The 15,320-nt window shown below is 73.6% G+C and carries 18 protein-coding genes and 1 riboswitch; of the genes, 11 read left to right on the top strand and 7 right to left on the bottom strand.

All coding sequences use genetic code 11. The features are described from left to right. Nucleotides 1–5: 5 nt before the first annotated feature. Nucleotides 6–71: riboswitch (guanidine-III (ykkC-III) riboswitch) on the bottom strand. 211 nt (nucleotides 72–282) lie between these two features. From aroC to FHX73_RS00595, 6 genes are all read left to right on the top strand, one after another. Further along, nucleotides 283–1,467: a chorismate synthase gene (gene aroC / locus FHX73_RS00620; RefSeq protein ID WP_145902731.1), complete on the top strand. Its 1,185-nt coding sequence runs from the start codon at nucleotides 283–285 to the stop codon at nucleotides 1,465–1,467. Next, complete coding sequence (locus FHX73_RS00615) at nucleotides 1,464–1,979, top strand: shikimate kinase (RefSeq protein ID WP_145902730.1); 516 nt, start codon at nucleotides 1,464–1,466, stop codon at nucleotides 1,977–1,979. The genes aroC and FHX73_RS00615 overlap by 4 nt, the downstream gene beginning before the upstream one ends. Next, a complete protein-coding gene (gene aroB / locus FHX73_RS00610; RefSeq protein WP_145902729.1) occupies nucleotides 1,976–3,064 on the top strand; it encodes a 3-dehydroquinate synthase in 1,089 nt (362 codons plus the stop codon). Before FHX73_RS00615 ends, aroB begins: the two co-directional genes overlap by 4 nt. Continuing rightward, the gene (gene aroQ, locus FHX73_RS00605) at nucleotides 3,061–3,519 is read left to right on the top strand and encodes a type II 3-dehydroquinate dehydratase (RefSeq protein WP_145902728.1); all 459 of its coding nucleotides are present in this window, start codon (nucleotides 3,061–3,063) and stop codon (nucleotides 3,517–3,519) included. The genes aroB and aroQ overlap by 4 nt, the downstream gene beginning before the upstream one ends. A 78-nt stretch (nucleotides 3,520–3,597) precedes the next feature. Next, nucleotides 3,598–4,428 carry an AAA family ATPase gene (locus FHX73_RS00600; protein ID WP_145902727.1) on the top strand — a complete coding sequence of 277 codons (831 nt, stop codon included), beginning with the start codon at nucleotides 3,598–3,600 and terminating at the stop codon, nucleotides 4,426–4,428. Between the two features lie 16 nt (nucleotides 4,429–4,444). Then, nucleotides 4,445–5,251 carry an Fpg/Nei family DNA glycosylase gene (locus tag FHX73_RS00595; protein ID WP_145902726.1) on the top strand — a complete coding sequence of 269 codons (807 nt, stop codon included), beginning with the start codon at nucleotides 4,445–4,447 and terminating at the stop codon, nucleotides 5,249–5,251. A gap of 9 nt (nucleotides 5,252–5,260) precedes the next feature. Here FHX73_RS00595 and FHX73_RS00590 read toward each other — a convergent pair whose 3' ends face one another. The 5 genes from FHX73_RS00590 to FHX73_RS00570 form a co-directional block, all read right to left on the bottom strand. Continuing rightward, nucleotides 5,261–5,674, bottom strand: coding sequence for a DUF6234 family protein (locus FHX73_RS00590; RefSeq protein ID WP_145902725.1), 414 nt, complete (start codon nucleotides 5,672–5,674; stop codon nucleotides 5,261–5,263). Between the two features lie 73 nt (nucleotides 5,675–5,747). Beyond that, a complete protein-coding gene (locus FHX73_RS00585) occupies nucleotides 5,748–7,037 on the bottom strand; it encodes an MFS transporter (RefSeq protein WP_170304796.1) in 1,290 nt (429 codons plus the stop codon). A 57-nt stretch (nucleotides 7,038–7,094) separates the two neighbouring features. Next, on the bottom strand, nucleotides 7,095–7,529 hold the full coding sequence (locus FHX73_RS00580) for a sigma factor-like helix-turn-helix DNA-binding protein (protein WP_145902724.1): 435 nt from the start codon (nucleotides 7,527–7,529) through the stop codon (nucleotides 7,095–7,097). Between the two features lie 93 nt (nucleotides 7,530–7,622). Next, nucleotides 7,623–8,246 (bottom strand): TetR family transcriptional regulator C-terminal domain-containing protein, encoded by a 624-nt coding sequence (locus FHX73_RS00575; RefSeq protein WP_145902723.1) that lies wholly within the window; start codon nucleotides 8,244–8,246, stop codon nucleotides 7,623–7,625. Nucleotides 8,247–8,286: 40 nt separating this feature from the next. After that, nucleotides 8,287–8,727 (bottom strand): MarR family winged helix-turn-helix transcriptional regulator, encoded by a 441-nt coding sequence (locus FHX73_RS00570; RefSeq protein ID WP_145902722.1) that lies wholly within the window; start codon nucleotides 8,725–8,727, stop codon nucleotides 8,287–8,289. Nucleotides 8,728–8,807: 80 nt separating this feature from the next. Between FHX73_RS00570 and FHX73_RS00565 the strand changes: the two genes are divergently transcribed. Next, a complete protein-coding gene (locus tag FHX73_RS00565) occupies nucleotides 8,808–9,722 on the top strand; it encodes a quinone oxidoreductase family protein (RefSeq protein ID WP_145902721.1) in 915 nt (304 codons plus the stop codon). A 7-nt stretch (nucleotides 9,723–9,729) separates the two neighbouring features. Here the strand turns inward: FHX73_RS00565 and FHX73_RS00560 are convergent, their stop codons facing one another. Then, nucleotides 9,730–11,130, bottom strand: coding sequence for a lipase maturation factor family protein (locus FHX73_RS00560; protein ID WP_145902720.1), 1,401 nt, complete (start codon nucleotides 11,128–11,130; stop codon nucleotides 9,730–9,732). Nucleotides 11,131–11,242: 112 nt separating this feature from the next. On the opposite strand from FHX73_RS00560, the gene FHX73_RS00555 reads away from it, so the two are divergent. The 4 genes from FHX73_RS00555 to FHX73_RS00540 all read left to right on the top strand — a co-directional run bounded on the left by FHX73_RS00555 (nucleotide 11,243) and on the right by FHX73_RS00540 (nucleotide 14,391). Then, nucleotides 11,243–12,349 carry a M24 family metallopeptidase gene (locus tag FHX73_RS00555; protein WP_145902719.1) on the top strand — a complete coding sequence of 369 codons (1,107 nt, stop codon included), beginning with the start codon at nucleotides 11,243–11,245 and terminating at the stop codon, nucleotides 12,347–12,349. A 71-nt stretch (nucleotides 12,350–12,420) separates the two neighbouring features. Continuing rightward, nucleotides 12,421–12,984, top strand: coding sequence for an elongation factor P (gene efp / locus FHX73_RS00550; protein WP_145902718.1), 564 nt, complete (start codon nucleotides 12,421–12,423; stop codon nucleotides 12,982–12,984). A gap of 2 nt (nucleotides 12,985–12,986) precedes the next feature. Continuing rightward, nucleotides 12,987–13,424 carry a transcription antitermination factor NusB gene (gene nusB / locus FHX73_RS00545; protein ID WP_145902717.1) on the top strand — a complete coding sequence of 146 codons (438 nt, stop codon included), beginning with the start codon at nucleotides 12,987–12,989 and terminating at the stop codon, nucleotides 13,422–13,424. Nucleotides 13,425–13,554: 130 nt separating this feature from the next. Next, a complete protein-coding gene (locus FHX73_RS00540; protein WP_145902716.1) occupies nucleotides 13,555–14,391 on the top strand; it encodes a thioesterase family protein in 837 nt (278 codons plus the stop codon). 133 nt (nucleotides 14,392–14,524) lie between these two features. On the opposite strand, the gene bldD is transcribed toward FHX73_RS00540, so the two are convergent. Next, nucleotides 14,525–15,028, bottom strand: a complete 504-nt coding sequence (gene bldD / locus FHX73_RS00535) for a transcriptional regulator BldD (protein WP_030056198.1) — start codon at nucleotides 15,026–15,028, stop codon at nucleotides 14,525–14,527. Nucleotides 15,029–15,320: the final 292 nt, after the last annotated feature.

Raw genomic sequence — 15,320 nt, 5'->3', positions numbered from 1 at the left:
CTGACGGTGCGTCGTCTTGTCGGTCCGGGTACGGCGCGTCTCGTCCGGTGGCCGCGGGATGGCGGCGGTCAGTCCATTGTGCACCATCGACCCGGCGGCCCCGAGGGCCCGGGCCGCAACCGTTCCTGGGACCGCGGGACCGCGCGGTGAACACCTGGCGTCCGCCAACCGGACCATGACCCGTCCAGGTGCCGGGACGTGAAAGGATCGGGACGCGGGCCCCGGCGGGGCCCGACCGGCGCCGCCCCGGGCGCCCGGGGAGTCCGCTATGAAGGAGCACCGTTGGGTACGTTGCGCTGGCTGACGGCGGGGGAGTCGCACGGTCCCGCCCTGGTCGCGACCTTGGAGGGCCTGCCCGCCGGCGTGCCCGTGACCACCGCCGCGGTGGCCGACGCGCTGGCCCGGCGCCGGCTCGGCTACGGTCGCGGCGCCCGGATGAAGTTCGAGCAGGACGAGGTCACCTTCCTCGGTGGCGTCCGGCACGGCGAGAGCCTGGGCAGCCCGGTGGCCGTCATGGTCGGCAACACCGAGTGGCCGAAGTGGCAGCAGGTGATGGCCGCCGACCCGGTGGACCCGGAGATCCTGGCCGGCCTGGCCCGCAACGAGGCGCTGACCCGCCCCCGCCCCGGCCACGCCGACCTGGCCGGCATGCAGAAGTACTCGCTGGACGAGGCCCGGCCGATCCTGGAGCGCGCCAGCGCCCGGGAGACCGCCGCCCGGGTCGCGCTCGGCACGGTCGCCCGCTCCTTCCTCAAGGAGGTCTGCGGCATCGAACTGGTCTCGCACGTGGTCGAGTTGGGCGCCGCCAAGGCCCCGGCCGGCGTGCTGCCGCTGCCCTTGGACGAGGCCCGCCTCGACGAGGACCCGGTGCGCTGCCTGGACGCCGACGCGTCGGCGGCGATGGTGGCCGAGATCGACCAGGCGCACAAGGACGGCGACACCCTGGGCGGAGTGGTCGAGGTGCTGGCCTACAACGTGCCGGTGGGCCTGGGCTCGCACGTGCACTGGGACCGCCGACTGGACGCCCGGCTGGCCGCCGCGCTGATGGGCATCCAGGCGATCAAGGGCGTCGAGGTCGGCGACGGCTTCGAGCTGGCCCGGATCCCCGGCTCGCTGGCGCACGACGAGATCGTCCCCTCCGAGCAGGGCGTCAAGCGCACTTCCGGCCGCTCCGGCGGCACCGAGGGCGGCCTGTCCACCGGCGAACTGCTGCGGGTGCGGGCCGCGATGAAGCCGATCGCCACCGTGCCGCGGGCGCTGCGCACCATCGACGTGCGCACCGGCGAGCCGGCCAAGGCGCACCACCAGCGCTCCGACGTCTGCGCGGTGCCGGCCGCCGGCATCGTCGCCGAGGCGATGGTCGCGCTGGTGCTGGCCGACGCGGTGCTGGAGAAGTTCGGCGGCGACCACGTCTCGGAGACCCGCCGCAACGTGCAGGGCTACCTCGACAACCTGGTCGTCCGGTGACCGGTCCGCGCGTGGTGCTGGTCGGCCCGCCCGGGGCCGGCAAGAGCACCGTGGGCCGACTGGTCGCCGAGCACCTCGGCGTCCCGTTCCGGGACACCGACGACGACATCGTCGCCACCGCGGGGAAGCCGATCGCCGACGTCTTCGTGCAGGACGGCGAGCCGCACTTCCGCGAGCTGGAGCGGGCCGCGGTGGCCGCCGCGCTGGCCGAGCACCCCGGGGTGCTCGCGCTGGGCGGCGGCGCCGTGCTGGCCGAGCCGACCCGGGCGCTGCTGAAGGGCCACCGGGTCGCCTACCTGGAGGTGGCGCTGGCCGACGCGGTGAAGCGGGTCGGCCTGGACGCGCCCCGCCCGCTGCTCGCGGTCAACCCGCGCCAGCAGTGGCGCGAGCTGATGGAGCGCCGGCGCCCGCTCTACCTGGAGGTCGCCGCCGCCGTGGTCAGCACGGAGGGCCGCACGCCCGAGCAGGTGGCGGACGCGGTACTGGAGTCTTTGGAGCTGAAGGAAGCATGAGCGACACCGTCACCATCCACGTCGGCGGCTCGGCCGGACACGACCCGTACGACGTGCTGATCGGCCGTCAGTTGCTGGGCGAGCTGGCCCACTTGATCGGTGGTCAGGCCCGTCGGGTGGCGATCATCCACCCGGAGGCGCTGGCCGCGACCGGCGACGTGATCCGCGAGGACCTGGCCGCCGAGGGCTACGAGGCGATCGTGCTGCAGGTGCCGAACGCCGAGGAGGCGAAGAGCGCCGAGGTGGCCGCCTACTGCTGGTCGGTGCTCGGTCAGACCGGGTTCACCCGCAGCGACGTGATCATCGGCCTCGGCGGTGGCGCCACCACCGACCTGGCCGGCTTCGTCGCCGCGACCTGGCTGCGCGGGGTGCGCTGGATCTCCATGCCGACCACGCTGCTGGGCATGGTGGACGCGGCGGTCGGCGGCAAGACCGGCATCAACATCGCCGAGGGCAAGAACATGGTCGGCGCGTTCCACCCGCCGGTGGGCGTGCTGGCCGACCTGGCCACCCTGGAGACCGTGCCGAAGCACGACTACGTCTCCGGCCTGGCCGAGGTGATCAAGTGCGGCTTCATCGCCGACCCGGCGATCCTCGACCTGATCGAGTCCGACCCCGAGGGCGCGACCACCCCGGACGGCCCGCACACCGTGGAGCTGATCCGCCGGTCCATCCAGGTCAAGGCCGACGTGGTCTCCGGCGACCTCAAGGAGTCCGGCCGCCGGGAGATCCTCAACTACGGCCACACCCTGGGCCACGCGATCGAGCGCAACGAGCGGTACAAGTGGCGGCACGGCGCGGCGATCTCCATCGGCATGCTGTTCGCCGCCGAACTCGGCCGCCTGGCCGGGCGGTTGGACGACGCGACGGCGGACCGGCACCGCGCGGTGCTGGCCTCGGTCGGCCTGCCGTTGAGCTACCGGGCCGACGCCTGGCCGAAGTTGCTGGACGCCATGAAGATCGACAAGAAGTCGCGCGGCGACCTGCTGCGCTTCATCGTGCTGGACGGCCTGGGCAAGACCTCGGTGCTGGAGGGCCCGGACCCGTCGCTGCTGGTCGCCGCGTACGCGGAGGTGTCCGCGTGACGCAGCCCGTCGGCAAGCAGCGCGTCCTGGTGCTCAACGGCCCGAACCTCGGCCGCCTCGGCAGCCGGGAGCCGGACGTCTACGGCGCCACCTCCTACGCCGGCCTGGTCGACCGCTGCACCGCGCTCGGCAAGGAGCTGGGCTTCCAGGTGGAGGTCAAGGAGACCAACTCCGAGCAGCAGATGATCGAGTGGCTGCACTGGGCGGCCGACGAGCGCACTCCCGTGGTGATCAACCCGGGCGCGTTCACCCACTACTCGTACGCGATGCGGGACGCGGCGGCCCAGCGCACCGCGCCGCTGATCGAGGTGCACATCTCCAACCCGCACGCCCGCGAGGAGTTCCGGCACACCTCGGTGATCTCCGCGATCGCCACCGGGACGATCGCCGGATTCGGCATCGGCTCCTACGAGTTGGCGCTGCGGGCGCTGGCGAACCAGCTGGCCGAGCGCTGAGGCCTGCCGAGGTCCCGGTGGCGGGCTGGGCTCGCCGCCGGGACTGCGTGTAGGGTCCCCAGCGGGAGGTGTGTCGAGGTGTCGCAGCAGTACGGCGGGGGAGTGCCCCCACGGCCGGTGGGTCCGCCACCCGTGCCGAAGCGCCAGGGGTCCGCGCCGGCGCTGCCGGCCCGCCCGACCGCCCCGCCGCTGGTGCCCGCACTGCCCTCGGGAGCTCCGGGCGCAGCACCTCGCCGGCCGCCGCTCAGCGCGCCCGCGGTGGCCATCCCGCCCGGCAGCACCGGCCACTTCGTGCTGCCCACCGGCGCCCCCGTGCAACTGCCCCCGGCCACCCCGAGCCCGGCGCAGCACGTCGGCCCGCTCGCGGTGCTGCTGATCGGCCCGGCCGGCGCCGGCAAGACCACGGTGGCCCGCCATTGGGCCGAGCGCCGCTCGGTGCCGACCGCGCACATCAGCCTGGACGACGTCCGCGAGTGGGTGCAGTCCGGCTTCGCCAACCCGCAGTCCGGCTGGAACAGCGACACCGAGGCGCAGTACCGGCTGGCCCGCCGCACCTGCGGCTTCGCCTGCCGCAACTACCTGGCCAACGGCATCTCCTGCATCATCGACGACGCGGTCTTCCCGGACCGTCCCGCGATCGGCCTGGGCGGTTGGAAGCGGCACATCGGCCCGGGCATGATCCCGGTGATCCTGCTGCCCGGCCTGGACACCGTGCTGGCCCGCAACGCCCGGCGCTCCGGCAACCGGCGGCTCAGCGACGAGCAGGTGGCGCTGATCCACGGCCGGATGGCCGGCTGGTACAACTCCGGCCTGCCGATCATCGACAACACCCAGCTCGACGTGGCCGAGACCGCGGCGGCGCTGGACCGGATGATCGCGGCCCGGCTGGCCGGGCGCCCGGTCCGCTGAACGAGGAAGCCCTGCCATGCCCGAAGGCCACATCCTGCACCGCCTCGCCGCCGAGCACACCCGGCTGTTCGGCGGCGCCCCGGTCGCCGTCTCCAGCCCGCAGGGCCGGTTCGCCGACGGTGCCAAGCTGATCGACGGTCAGCCGCTGGAGCGGGCCGAGGCGGACGGCAAGCACCTCTTCCTCGGCTTCCCGGCCGGCTGGCTGCACATCCACCTGGGCCTGTACGGCGGCTACACCTTCGGCGCGGGGGAGGCGCCGGACCCGGTGGGCCTGATCCGGCTGCGGCTCGTCAATAATGCCCATTACGCCGACCTGCGCGGCCCCAACACCTGCGAACTCCTCACCCCCGCCGAGAAGGACGCGGTGCACGCCCGCCTAGGCCCGGACCCGCTGCGCGCCGACGCCGACCCGGAGCAGGCCTGGCAGCGGATCTCCCGCAGCCGCACGACGGTGGCCGCGCTGCTGATGGACCAGAAGGTGCTCGCCGGTGTGGGCAACGTCTACCGCGCCGAGGTGCTCTTCCGACACGCCGTCAACCCGCACCGGGCCGGCCGCGACCTGGGCCGGGCTGAGTGGGACGCGATCTGGGCCGACCTGGTCGAGCTGATGCGCGGCGGCGCCGCGATCGGCCGGATCGACACCGTCCGCCCCGAGCACACCCCCGAGGCGATGGGCCGCCCGCCCCGCGTCGACGACCACGGCGGGGAGGTCTACGTCTACCGCCGGGCAGGCCAGCCGTGCCTGGTCTGCGGCACCGAGGTGCGCACCGAGGAGCACGCGGCGCGCAACCTGTTCTGGTGCCCGCGCTGCCAGCAGCGCTGAGCCGTTCGCTCAGCCGCCGGACGGGCAGACCGTCACGGGGCGGTACGCGAGGGCTACGTTCGGGGGCGCGGTGAGCGGGCCCGCCGCGAGCAGCAGGAGAAGGGCGAGGACGCCCGACGCGCCGAAGTGGATGCGCGCGGTCCACCGGGCCCCCTTCCGGGCGGCGAGGACGGCGATCGCCACGGCGACGGCCAGCACGACGACGAGCCACCACGCGAACCGCCCGAGATCGCGCCGTGCGTCTTCCGAGTTGCTCCACAACGCCATCGCGTTGCAGAAGACGCCCACCAGCGTGGCGATCCCGATCAGACTCAGCAGCCCGAGACCGAGCAGGACGTCCGTGACGGTGCCGACCGTCCGGGACGGCGTGGGATGCGGGGCCCTGGGGGCCGGCTGTGGCGACAACTCCGGTGCTTCGACCATGCGTTCAGTCTGCGCGGCTGACGGGCCGCCGGCCCCGGAGTTGTCGAACCGTTAGCTCGGGGCTGTCCCGGTGTCAGTTCGCGGGCACGGCCGCTTCCTGCGGCGCGGTGACCGGCTCCGCCGCGGCCGCCCGCAGGGCCGTCAACCGGCGCAGGCAGGCGCCGCGTTGGAGGGCGCCCACGCCGGTCAGCACGGCGCCCAGGGCCAGCCACCCGGCCGGCCCGGCGGCGAACACCGCGCCGGTGAGCAGCAGCGGGCCGGCCGCCTTCTCGATGGACTGGGACATGCCCGCCACGCCCAGGTAGGAGGCGCGCGCCTGCTCCGGGGCCAGCGAGACGGCGAGTTCCCAGGAGCTGACCGACCGGAGCAGCTCGGCGACGGTGGTGAGCATCGCGGCGAGCACCATCGCCAGGGCAGCGGTCCAGGCGCCGCCGCCGGTGCCGAAGGCGATGACCAGGCAGCAGGCCAGCATCGTCGCGCCGTTCAGCGCCACGGCGGTGGCGGCCCGGCGTGGGGTGCCGGCCCAGCCGGAGAACCGCATCTGCAGCAGCACCACCATGACGGTGTTGATCACCAGGAAGGCCGGCACCAGGGCGTGCGGGGCGTGGGTGCGATGGATCAGCCAGAGCGGCAGGCCGACGTTGAGCACCCCGTCGTCCAGGTTCATCACCACGTCCAGCAGCACGAAGAGCAGGTAGCCGCGGTCCCGCCACGGGTTGGGGCCGGTCTGCTCGGCAGCGGCGGCCCGCGCGGTGGTCTGCCCGGCCTCCGGCCCGGTGCGCCGGATCAGCAGCGCCGCACCCACGTAGGAGAGCCCGTTGACCAGGATCAGCGCCTGGTAGGCGCCGACCGTGCCGATCGCGATGCCGATCGCCGCGATGCCCGCGCCGACCGCGTAGCCGGCGTTGGCGATGGTGCGGAAGAGTGCCTGGTAGACGGCCCGTTGCTGGCCTGCGACCCGGGTGGCGAAGAGCATCTCCAGGGTCTTGGCGGCCCGGTCGCCCAGGCTGGTCAGCGCGACCAGCGGCAGCAGCTCGCCGAAGCCGTGGCAGACCAGCAGGAGCAGCATGGCCGCCAGCCGCAGCAGGTGACAGGCGATCAGCAGCCGCCGCACCGAGCGGCGTTCGGCGAGCCATCCGGCGATCGGCGAGCCGGCGACGCCCGCGATCGCGGCGACGCCGAGCAGCAGGCCGACCTGGCGGGCGTCCAGGTGGGCGACGTAGGTGAAGTAGAGCACCGAGGCCGCCCACCACATGCCGGTGCCGGTCCGGTCGAGGCCTTGTGCGGCGAGCATCAGCCGGGCGTCCCGCCCTCCCGGCGGGTGGCGCAGCTGGGCCAGCAGTCCGTCGTTGCTCGTGCGCATGGCGTCCCCCCGGGTCGGATCGTTCGCGGAGCAGCCTGCCGGAGAAAACTCTTGAGGTCAAGATACTTGATGTCGAGGAACTGGCGGCCGCCCCTGGAGCCGGTCGTGCGCCTGCTCGGCGAGCAGGCAGGTGCCCTGCTCGCTCGCGCCGAGGATCCGGGCCGCCTCCGCGAGCGGGAGGTCGAACAGGTCGAGCAGCAGCAGGGCGAGCCGCTCGGCGGGCGGCAGCGACCCGAGCACCACGAGCAGGGCGGGGACGGTGGCGTCCGGCTCCGGCTGCCCCCCGGACGGTGACCGCTCGCCCCGGGCCGGCCGCTCGCGCACCCGCTCCAGGGCGACCCGGCCGACCAGGGTGGTCAGCCAGGGGCTCAGCTCCTCCGCCCGGTCGGCCCGGCGCCGGGCCTCCCGCAGGGCCCGCTCCGCCTCCTCGGCCGAACCGAGCAATCGCCGTGCCATCGCGTGCAGTTCGGCCGGGAATTCCTGGTGCTCCACCGGTCGCGCCCCCTTCGTCGAGTTCCGCCGACGAGCTCCGTCAATGAGCTCCGTCAACGGATTGACGGAATCGGGGCCGTCGATGTGACGGCGTCACCCCACGGGCCGGAGCAGCCCCGCGACCACCCGGCGGATCTTGCTCGCCGCGCGCTCGTCGCCGATCAGCACCGCCGTGTTCGCGGCCGCCAGCGCCGCCGCGAGCTGGAAGGTGGCCAGCTCGACGTCCAGCGGGGCGATCTGGGCGGTGTCCACGGCGTGTTGGAGCTCGGACCCGAGCAGGCCCAGCCAGTCCTGGTGGTGGCGCAGCAGGGCGTCGCGGACCGGCCCGGGGCGGCTGTCGAAGTCCGCGAGGTTGGCGACCCAGAAGCAGCCGCCGGGGAAGAGCGGGGCCTCGATGTACTCGATCCAGTGCTCGGTGAGCAGCCGCAGCCGGTCGGCGCCGGGCTCGGCGGAGGCGGTGGGGCGGACCACGGCGTCCAGGAAGGCCTCGTGGGCGGCGGCCACGGCGGCCAGTTGCAGCTTCTCCTTGGTGCCGAAGAGGGTGGCGATCCCGCTCTTGCTGAGCTGGAGGTCGGTGGCCAGCCGGCCGATGCTCAGGCCGCTGAGCCCCTCCAGGGACGCGACGTCGGCCGCGTGGCGGGCAATGGCGTGTCGGGCCCGCGCGCCGCGCACCAGTCTCTGGTCGGAGGGGGCGGGGGCGGTGTCAAGCTCGCTCATGTGCCCCATCCTGCCGGACCGGCGCGCTCCGGGGCGACGGTCACCCGATCCGTCCTTCGATCATCTTGCGTACCAAGATGAGTAGTTGTTCGCGCTCGGCCGGATCGAGCGGCGCCAGCAGCTGCTCGTTGGCCGCGTCGGTGCGCACTCGCAGCCGGGCCAGCAGCTCGGCGCCGGCGGGGGTGAGCGCGATCGCGTTCTTCCTGGCGTCGCGCGGGTCCTTGCGGCGCACCAGCAGTTCGCGGGCCGACAGGTCGTTCACGATCCCGACGATGTCCTTGGGGTCGATCCGGACCAGGCGGGAGAGCTCGGCCTGGGCGAGCGGTCCGTGCTCGGCCACGGCGGCGAGCACCGCGTGGTGGCCCAGCTTGCTGTCCTCCTCGGCCATCGCCTCGGCGACCAGTCGGTGGCCGAGCGCCCCGGCCCGGCCGAGGAGCCAGCTGGGGAGGGTCTGCAGGCGGCTGAACGGAGCGTCGGTCATGCGCACATCCTAAAACCGTTGGTCATCCCAATGAAAGCTGCTATCGTTGGGACCGCCAACGAATACAAGGGGGATGCCAGATGCGCAAGATCCGTTTCCATCGCGACAGTGACACCGCGGCGGCGCTGGTGCTCGACGAGCAGCCGGTGCCCAGCCCGGCCTCGGGTGAGGTGCAGGTCCGCGCGGAGGTGGCCGGGGTCACCCTGATGCTGCTCAAGCAGTTCCACGCCCCCGATCCGCAGGTGGGGGGCAGCTTCGTCGGCCGGATCACGGCCGTCGGCAGCGGGGTGACGGGCCATCAGGTCGGCCAGCGGGTCGGCGGTGTGGCCGCGGACACCTTCGCCGACGTCCTGACGGCCCATCCGGCCACCATCACCCCGGTCCCCGAGGAGGCGGACGCCGCCGAGGCGCTCGGCCTGGTGCACGGCGGCCTGGTCGCGCTCTCCGCCCTGAAAGTCGGTCAGCTCGACGTCGGCGCCACGGTCCTGATCACCAACGCCGCCGGGGGCGTCGGTCACCTGCTGGTCCAGCTGGCGAAGGCGCTCGGTGCGGGCCGGGTGGTCGCGGCCGTGAGCGACCCCGCGGCCAAGGCCGACTTCTTGCGCGGCCTGGGCGCCGACGAGGTGGTCGGCTACCAGGAGCAGGCCGGCCCGGTCGACCTGGTGCTGGAGGGCGCAGGCGGCGCCGTGCTGCCCTGGGCGCTCGGCACGCTGCGCCCCTTCGGCCGCCTGGTCACCCTGGCCGGCTACGGCGGCACCCTGGACGCGGGCGCGGTGCTCGGCTCGATGGCCACCGTCACCGGCCTGTCGATGGGTCAGCTGGCCCGGCACCGTCCGGAGCTGCTTGCCGAGGTGCGGGCCGAGCTCTGGGAGCTGCTCGCGGCCGGCCGGGTCAAGCCCGTCTCGGAGGAGTTCCCGCTGGAGCGCGCCGCCGAGGCCGTGGCCCGTCTTGAGCACCGGGCCAACCTCGGCCGCGTGGTGCTGCGGATCGGCTGACCGGCCCTCAGCGACCCACCGCCGCGTAGTACGTCCCGACCCGCTCCCGGTGCCACCAGCTGCCGTCGGCCCGCCGCTCGGCCGGGGTGCTGAACCGGTAGCGGTAGAGCACCGCCCGCACGTGCCGGGGCGGCTCCCCGGGGAACGGGTTGTGCCGCAGCAGCCGCAGCGTGGCCCGGTCCCCGGCCAGCAGCCGGTCCAGCAGCCCGGGGAACCACGGCCGGGCGTAGGACGGCGAGATCGCGGCGAACCACATCAGCCAGTCCAGCCGCAGGTGGTAGGGCGCGAACTGGCGCGGGCGCCGGCGCAGCTCCCCGGGCTTGCCGCGGAAGCCGTACTCCGACCAGTGGGTGCCCACCCGCGGCACCGCCTCCGCGGTGCCCTCCACCACCACCTCGAACCGCACCCGGTTGATGCTGCCGAACGCGCCGTAGGTGTTGACCAGGTGCAGCCGGTTGAACGAATAGTTCATCAGCTGCCCGCGGGAGAGCAGGTTGCGGGCCGGCCACCAGCTCAGGGCCAGCACCAGCGCGGTGAAGGCCAGCACCAGCACCTCGAACCAGAGCGGCGCGCGGTGCCCGTGCGGGGAGGGCGCGCCGGGCAGCCGCAGCGCGCCGAACGCCAGGGCGACGGTCAGCCAGTTCAGCCAGGCGAAGTTGCCGGAGGCGACCAGCCAGAGCTGGGTCACCACCATGGCGGCGGCCGCCACCGAGGCCACCGGCTGCGGCGCGAAGAGCAGCACCGGCAGCCCCAGCTGGGCCACGTGGTTGGCCGCCACCTCGACCCGGTGCAGCGGCATCGGCAGGTGGTGGAAGTACCAGCTGAACGGCCCGGGCATCGGCTGGGTCTCGTGGTGGTACTTCAGGCAGCTCAGGTCGCGCCAGCAGCGGTCCCCGCGCAGCTTGATCAGCCCGGCCCCGAACTCCACCCGGAAGAGCAGCCAGCGCACCAGCAGCAGCACCGGCCAGGGCGGCGCCACCGCCGCGTTGCCGAGGAAGACGGCCAGCGTGCCGGCCTCCAGCAGCAGCGACTCCCAGCCGAAGGCGTACCAGGTCTGCCCGACGTTGACGATCGACAGGTAGAGCACCCAGAGCAGCGCCCAGAGCAGCATCGAGGCCCAGAGCGGCACGGCGTCGCCGAGCCCGGCGCACAGCCCCGCCGACACCGCCGCGCCGCCCCAGGCCACGGCGGCGAAGAACCGGTCGGAGTAGTGCCACTGGAACAGGCTCGGCGCCTCCCGCCAGCCGTTGCGCCGCAGGTAGCGGGGGATCGGCAGCAGCCCGCGCGCCCCGAGCAGGGCGCGGAACTGCCGGGCCGCCGCCACGAACCCCAGCAGGTAGACGGCGGCCAGCAGGCGCAGCAGCACCAGCCGGCTGAGCGCGTACTCGGGCGCGGTGAACCACTCCACCCGCCCATCCCACCACCGCCGCCCGTGCCGCCCGGGCCAGCGCGCCGACGCGTCACCCCGCCCGGCGTACCTGAACGGGCGTCAGGCGCCCCGGCTTCGTAGGCTGGCGACCATGTCCGATGCGCACGCGGCCCGCCGGGAGCGGCTGCTCGAACACTGCAGCGCGAGCGGGGCCGACGCGGTACTGGTCACCAGCCCGGCCAACGTCCGCTACCTGACCGGCTGCACCCCCTGCGGCGCGAGCCTGCTGCTCACCCGGGAGCGCGCGCTGCTCGTGCTCCCGGGCGAGCTCCCGCCCGACGACACCGGCGAGCACCCGTACCCCGTCGACCTGCCCACCCGCAGCGCCGGGCCCGAGCAGGACACCGCCGAGCCGGCCGGCCGGGCCGCCGTCGAGTTCGGGGCCACCGATCTGGCGGTGGAGGAGCACGACCTGACGGTCAGCCGGTACCGGGCGGTCGGCGTGCAGGCGGCCGGGGTGCGGCTGCACGACCTGGGCCGGACCGTGGAGCGGCTGCGGGTGGTCAAGGACGAGCAGGAGGTCGCCGACCTGCGGATCGCCGCCGAGATCGGCGACCAGGCGCTCGGCGAGCTGCTGGAGTCGATCCTGGTCGGCCGCACCGAGCGGCACCTGGCGATGGAGCTGGAGCGCCGGATGATCGACCACGGCGCGGACGGGGCGGCCTTCCCGGTCTCGGTCGGCACCGGCCCGCACTCCGGCCGGACCGCGCACCGGCCGACCGACCGCAGGGTCGAGGAGGGCGACTTCCTGACCGTCTCGCTCGGCGCCCGGTACCGCGGCTACACCATCCGCTGCACCCGCACCTTCGTGATCGGCGCGGCCCCGGCCGGCTGGCAGGTGGAGCTGCACCGGCTGGTCTTCGAGGCCCAGCGGGCCGCCCGGGAGGCGCTGGTCCCGGGCACCGAGTGCGCCGCGCCCGACCGCGCGGCGCGCGAACTGCTGTACGCCGCGGGCTACCGCGAGGAGCCGCCCCGACCGTTCGGGCACGGTATCGGCCTGGAGACCAGGGAGGCGCCGCAACTCGGGCCCGGCGAGACGGGTAAGCTGGACAACCGCGTGCCGGTCACCGTGGGTCCAGGGGTTCATCTCCCGGGCCGCGGCGGGGTCCGGATCGAGGACACGCTCGTCGTGCGCCCCTCTGCAGAGGGCGGGCCCGAGCTGCTCACCATCACCACCAAGGAGCTCCTCGCCCTGTGACCGCCGTTCTCCGGCGGACAGGCCCGCGTCCCTTGGTTCCTTGACAGCTATATGCAGGAGTAAGTGCGCCCGTGGCTACCACGAACGATCTGAAGAACGGCATGGTCCTCAACCTCGACGGCGTCCTGTGGACCGTGGTCGAGTTCCAGCACGTCAAGCCGGGCAAGGGCCCCGCCTTCGTGCGTACCAAGCTGAAGCACGTGCTGAATGGCAAGGTCGTCGACAAGACGTTCAACGCGGGCACCAAGGTCGAGACCGCGAACGTCGACAAGCGCACCATGCAGTTCTCGTACAAGGACGGCGAGCAGTTCATCTTCATGGACCTCGACACCTACGACCAGATCCCGGTCTCGCCGGAGGTCGTCGGCGACGCGGCCAAGTACCTGCTGGAGGGCTTCGAGGCCCTGGTGGCGCAGCACGACAACGCCCCGCTGTACATCGAGCTGCCGGCCGCCGTCGAGCTGGTCATCGCCGAGACCGAGCCGGGCCTGCAGGGCGACCGCTCCACCGGTGGCACCAAGCCCGCCACCCTGGAGACCGGCGCCGAGATCCAGGTGCCGCTGTTCGTCACCACCGGCGAGAAGATCAAGGTCGACACCCGCGACGGCAGCTACCTCGGCCGGGTGAACAAGTAACCGTGGCGTCCGCTCGCACCAAGGCGCGCACGCACGCCTTCCAGATCCTCTTCGAGGCCGACCACCGGGACGCCAACCCGCTGTCGGTGCTCGCCGACTGGGTGGCCCGCGGCCGCGAGGCCAAGCCGGGTGACGGCGTCCCGCAGGTCGCCGAGTACACCATGCAGCTGGTCGAGGGCTACGTCCAGCACGCCCGTCGGATCGACGAGCTGATCGCGGCCTACGCGGTCGGCTGGACCATCGACCGGATGCCGGTGGTGGACCGCAACGTGCTGCGGCTCGGGGCCTACGAGCTGATCTGGGAGGACGGCGTCCCGGACGCGGTCGTCCTGGACGAGGCGGTGGAGATCGCCAAGGAGTTCTCCACCGACGACTCGCCGGGCTTCGTGAACGGCCTGCTGGCCCGCTTCCAGGAGAACAAGGCGTCGATCCGTCGCTGACCTTCGCGACGGCGAGATCCCGCGCCTGCGGCAACGGCCGCCGGACCCCATGGGTCCGGCGGCCGTTGCGTTGTGGGGGCTGGCGTAAGCTTCCTACCAGCCAGTAACTTAACTGAAGGGCGGGACCGCCATGACCACCGTGACCAGCAGCGAGTTCGACCGGGGCATCGCGCTGGCGCCCGACGGCAGCACCGGTGGCCACCGGGGCGAGCTCGGCGCCGGCTGGCAGATCGGCGGCGGGGTGAACGGCGGCCTGCTGCTCGCGGTGGCCGCCAACGCGATCCGCCAGGAGCTGCCGGAGCACCCGGACCCGGTCTCGATCACCGGGCACTACCAGGCCACCTCGCACCCCGGGCCGGTCACCGCCCGCGCCGAGGTCATCCGCCGCGGCCGCAGCCTCTCCACCGCCACCGCCACGCTCTCCCAGCCCGACGAGCAGGGCCGGCCGGTCGAGAAGCTCAGAGTGCTGGCCAGCTTCACCGACCTGGCCGGGCTGGCCGGCGAGGTGCGCACCTCGGCCCAGCCGCCCGCGCTGCCGCCGCGCGAGCAGTGCGTCGGCATGGAGCACGCGCCGCGCGAGCTGATCGCGCAGGCCGCGCTGCTGGAGCGGTTCGAGCTGCGGCTGGACCCGGCCACGGTCGGCTGGGCGGTCGGCGCGCCGAGCATGAACGGGCGGATCCAGGGCTGGTTCCGGCTGGCCGACGGCCGCGAGCCCGACCCGCTCTCGCTGCTGCTGGTGGCCGACGCCCTGCCGCCGGTCACCTACGACCTGGGCCTGCCGGGCTGGGCACCGACCGTGGAGCTGACCGTGCAGCTGCGGGCCGAGCCGGCGCCGGGCTGGCTGCGGGTCAGCCACGCCACCCGGAACCTGGCCGGCGGCTACTTCGAGGAGGACTGCGAGATCTGGGACGAGGCCGGCCGGCTGGTCGCGCAGTCCCGGCAACTCGCCCGGGTGCCGCGGGGCTGAGGGGGCGCCTGGTGCGGGCGGGAGCCGCGGGCGCGCGCCGTGCGCCCGCGCGTGCCCCCGAACGGCAACGGCGCGGCCCCGTGGGGCCGCGCCGTGACGTTTCTTCAGCTGGCGATGAGTCAGCCGCGAGGGGTCAGCTCGCGTCCTCCTCGCGCACCGCGCGGCGCGCGTCCGGGTTGAGCACGCCCCAGCTGATCAGCTGCTCGGTGAGGATCGACGGCGACTGGTCGTAGATCACGGCCAGGGTGCGCAGGTCGTCCTGGCGGATCGACAGCACCTTGCCGTTGTAGTCGCCGCGCTGGGACTGGATGGTGGCCGCGTAGCGCTGCAGCGGGCCGGCCTTCTCGCTGGGGACCTGGGTCAGTCTCTCCAGGTCGAGCACCAGGCGCGGCGGCGGCTCGGCCGCGCCGCCCGGGGTGCCGCCGGGCAGCAGCTCCTGCACCGGGACGCCGTAGAACTCGGCAAGCTCGGCCAGGCGCTGCACGGTCACGGCGCGGTCGCCGCGCTCGTAGGAGCCGACCACGACCGCCTTCCAGCGCCCCTGGGACTTCTCCTCAACACCGTGCAGGGAGAGCCCCTGCTGGGTGCGGATGGCTCGGAGTTTGCCTCCGAGCTGCTTCGCATAGTCGCTGGACATTGATCTCCCCGGACGAGAATTTCTGTGTTCTAGGTGGTCACGCGGGAGCGGGGCCCAAGGGTGTGCGGCGCCCGACTGCCCGGGCGTCCTACCGGTGGGTACGACGCCCATTCCGTAACTCACTGTGAGGTTACGTAGAGTGAGGTAGCTGCGTCAAGCCGAATGGGGCAGTCGTGCGAATGCTCTGCTTCCTCTGCGTGAACACGACATCCGAGGTGGGCGGGCTGCGCATGATCGCCCTGGTAGCATGGGCGAGGCGTCCGCCACGTGAACGGGCAGCCACTTCCAGACA

Origin of the sequence: Kitasatospora viridis (assembly GCF_007829815.1) — a bacterium.
Taxonomy (GTDB): Bacteria; Actinomycetota; Actinomycetes; order Streptomycetales; family Streptomycetaceae; genus Kitasatospora; species Kitasatospora viridis.
Note: the sequence above shows the minus strand (reverse complement) of the source record. Positions and strands in the feature narration are given on the sequence as shown.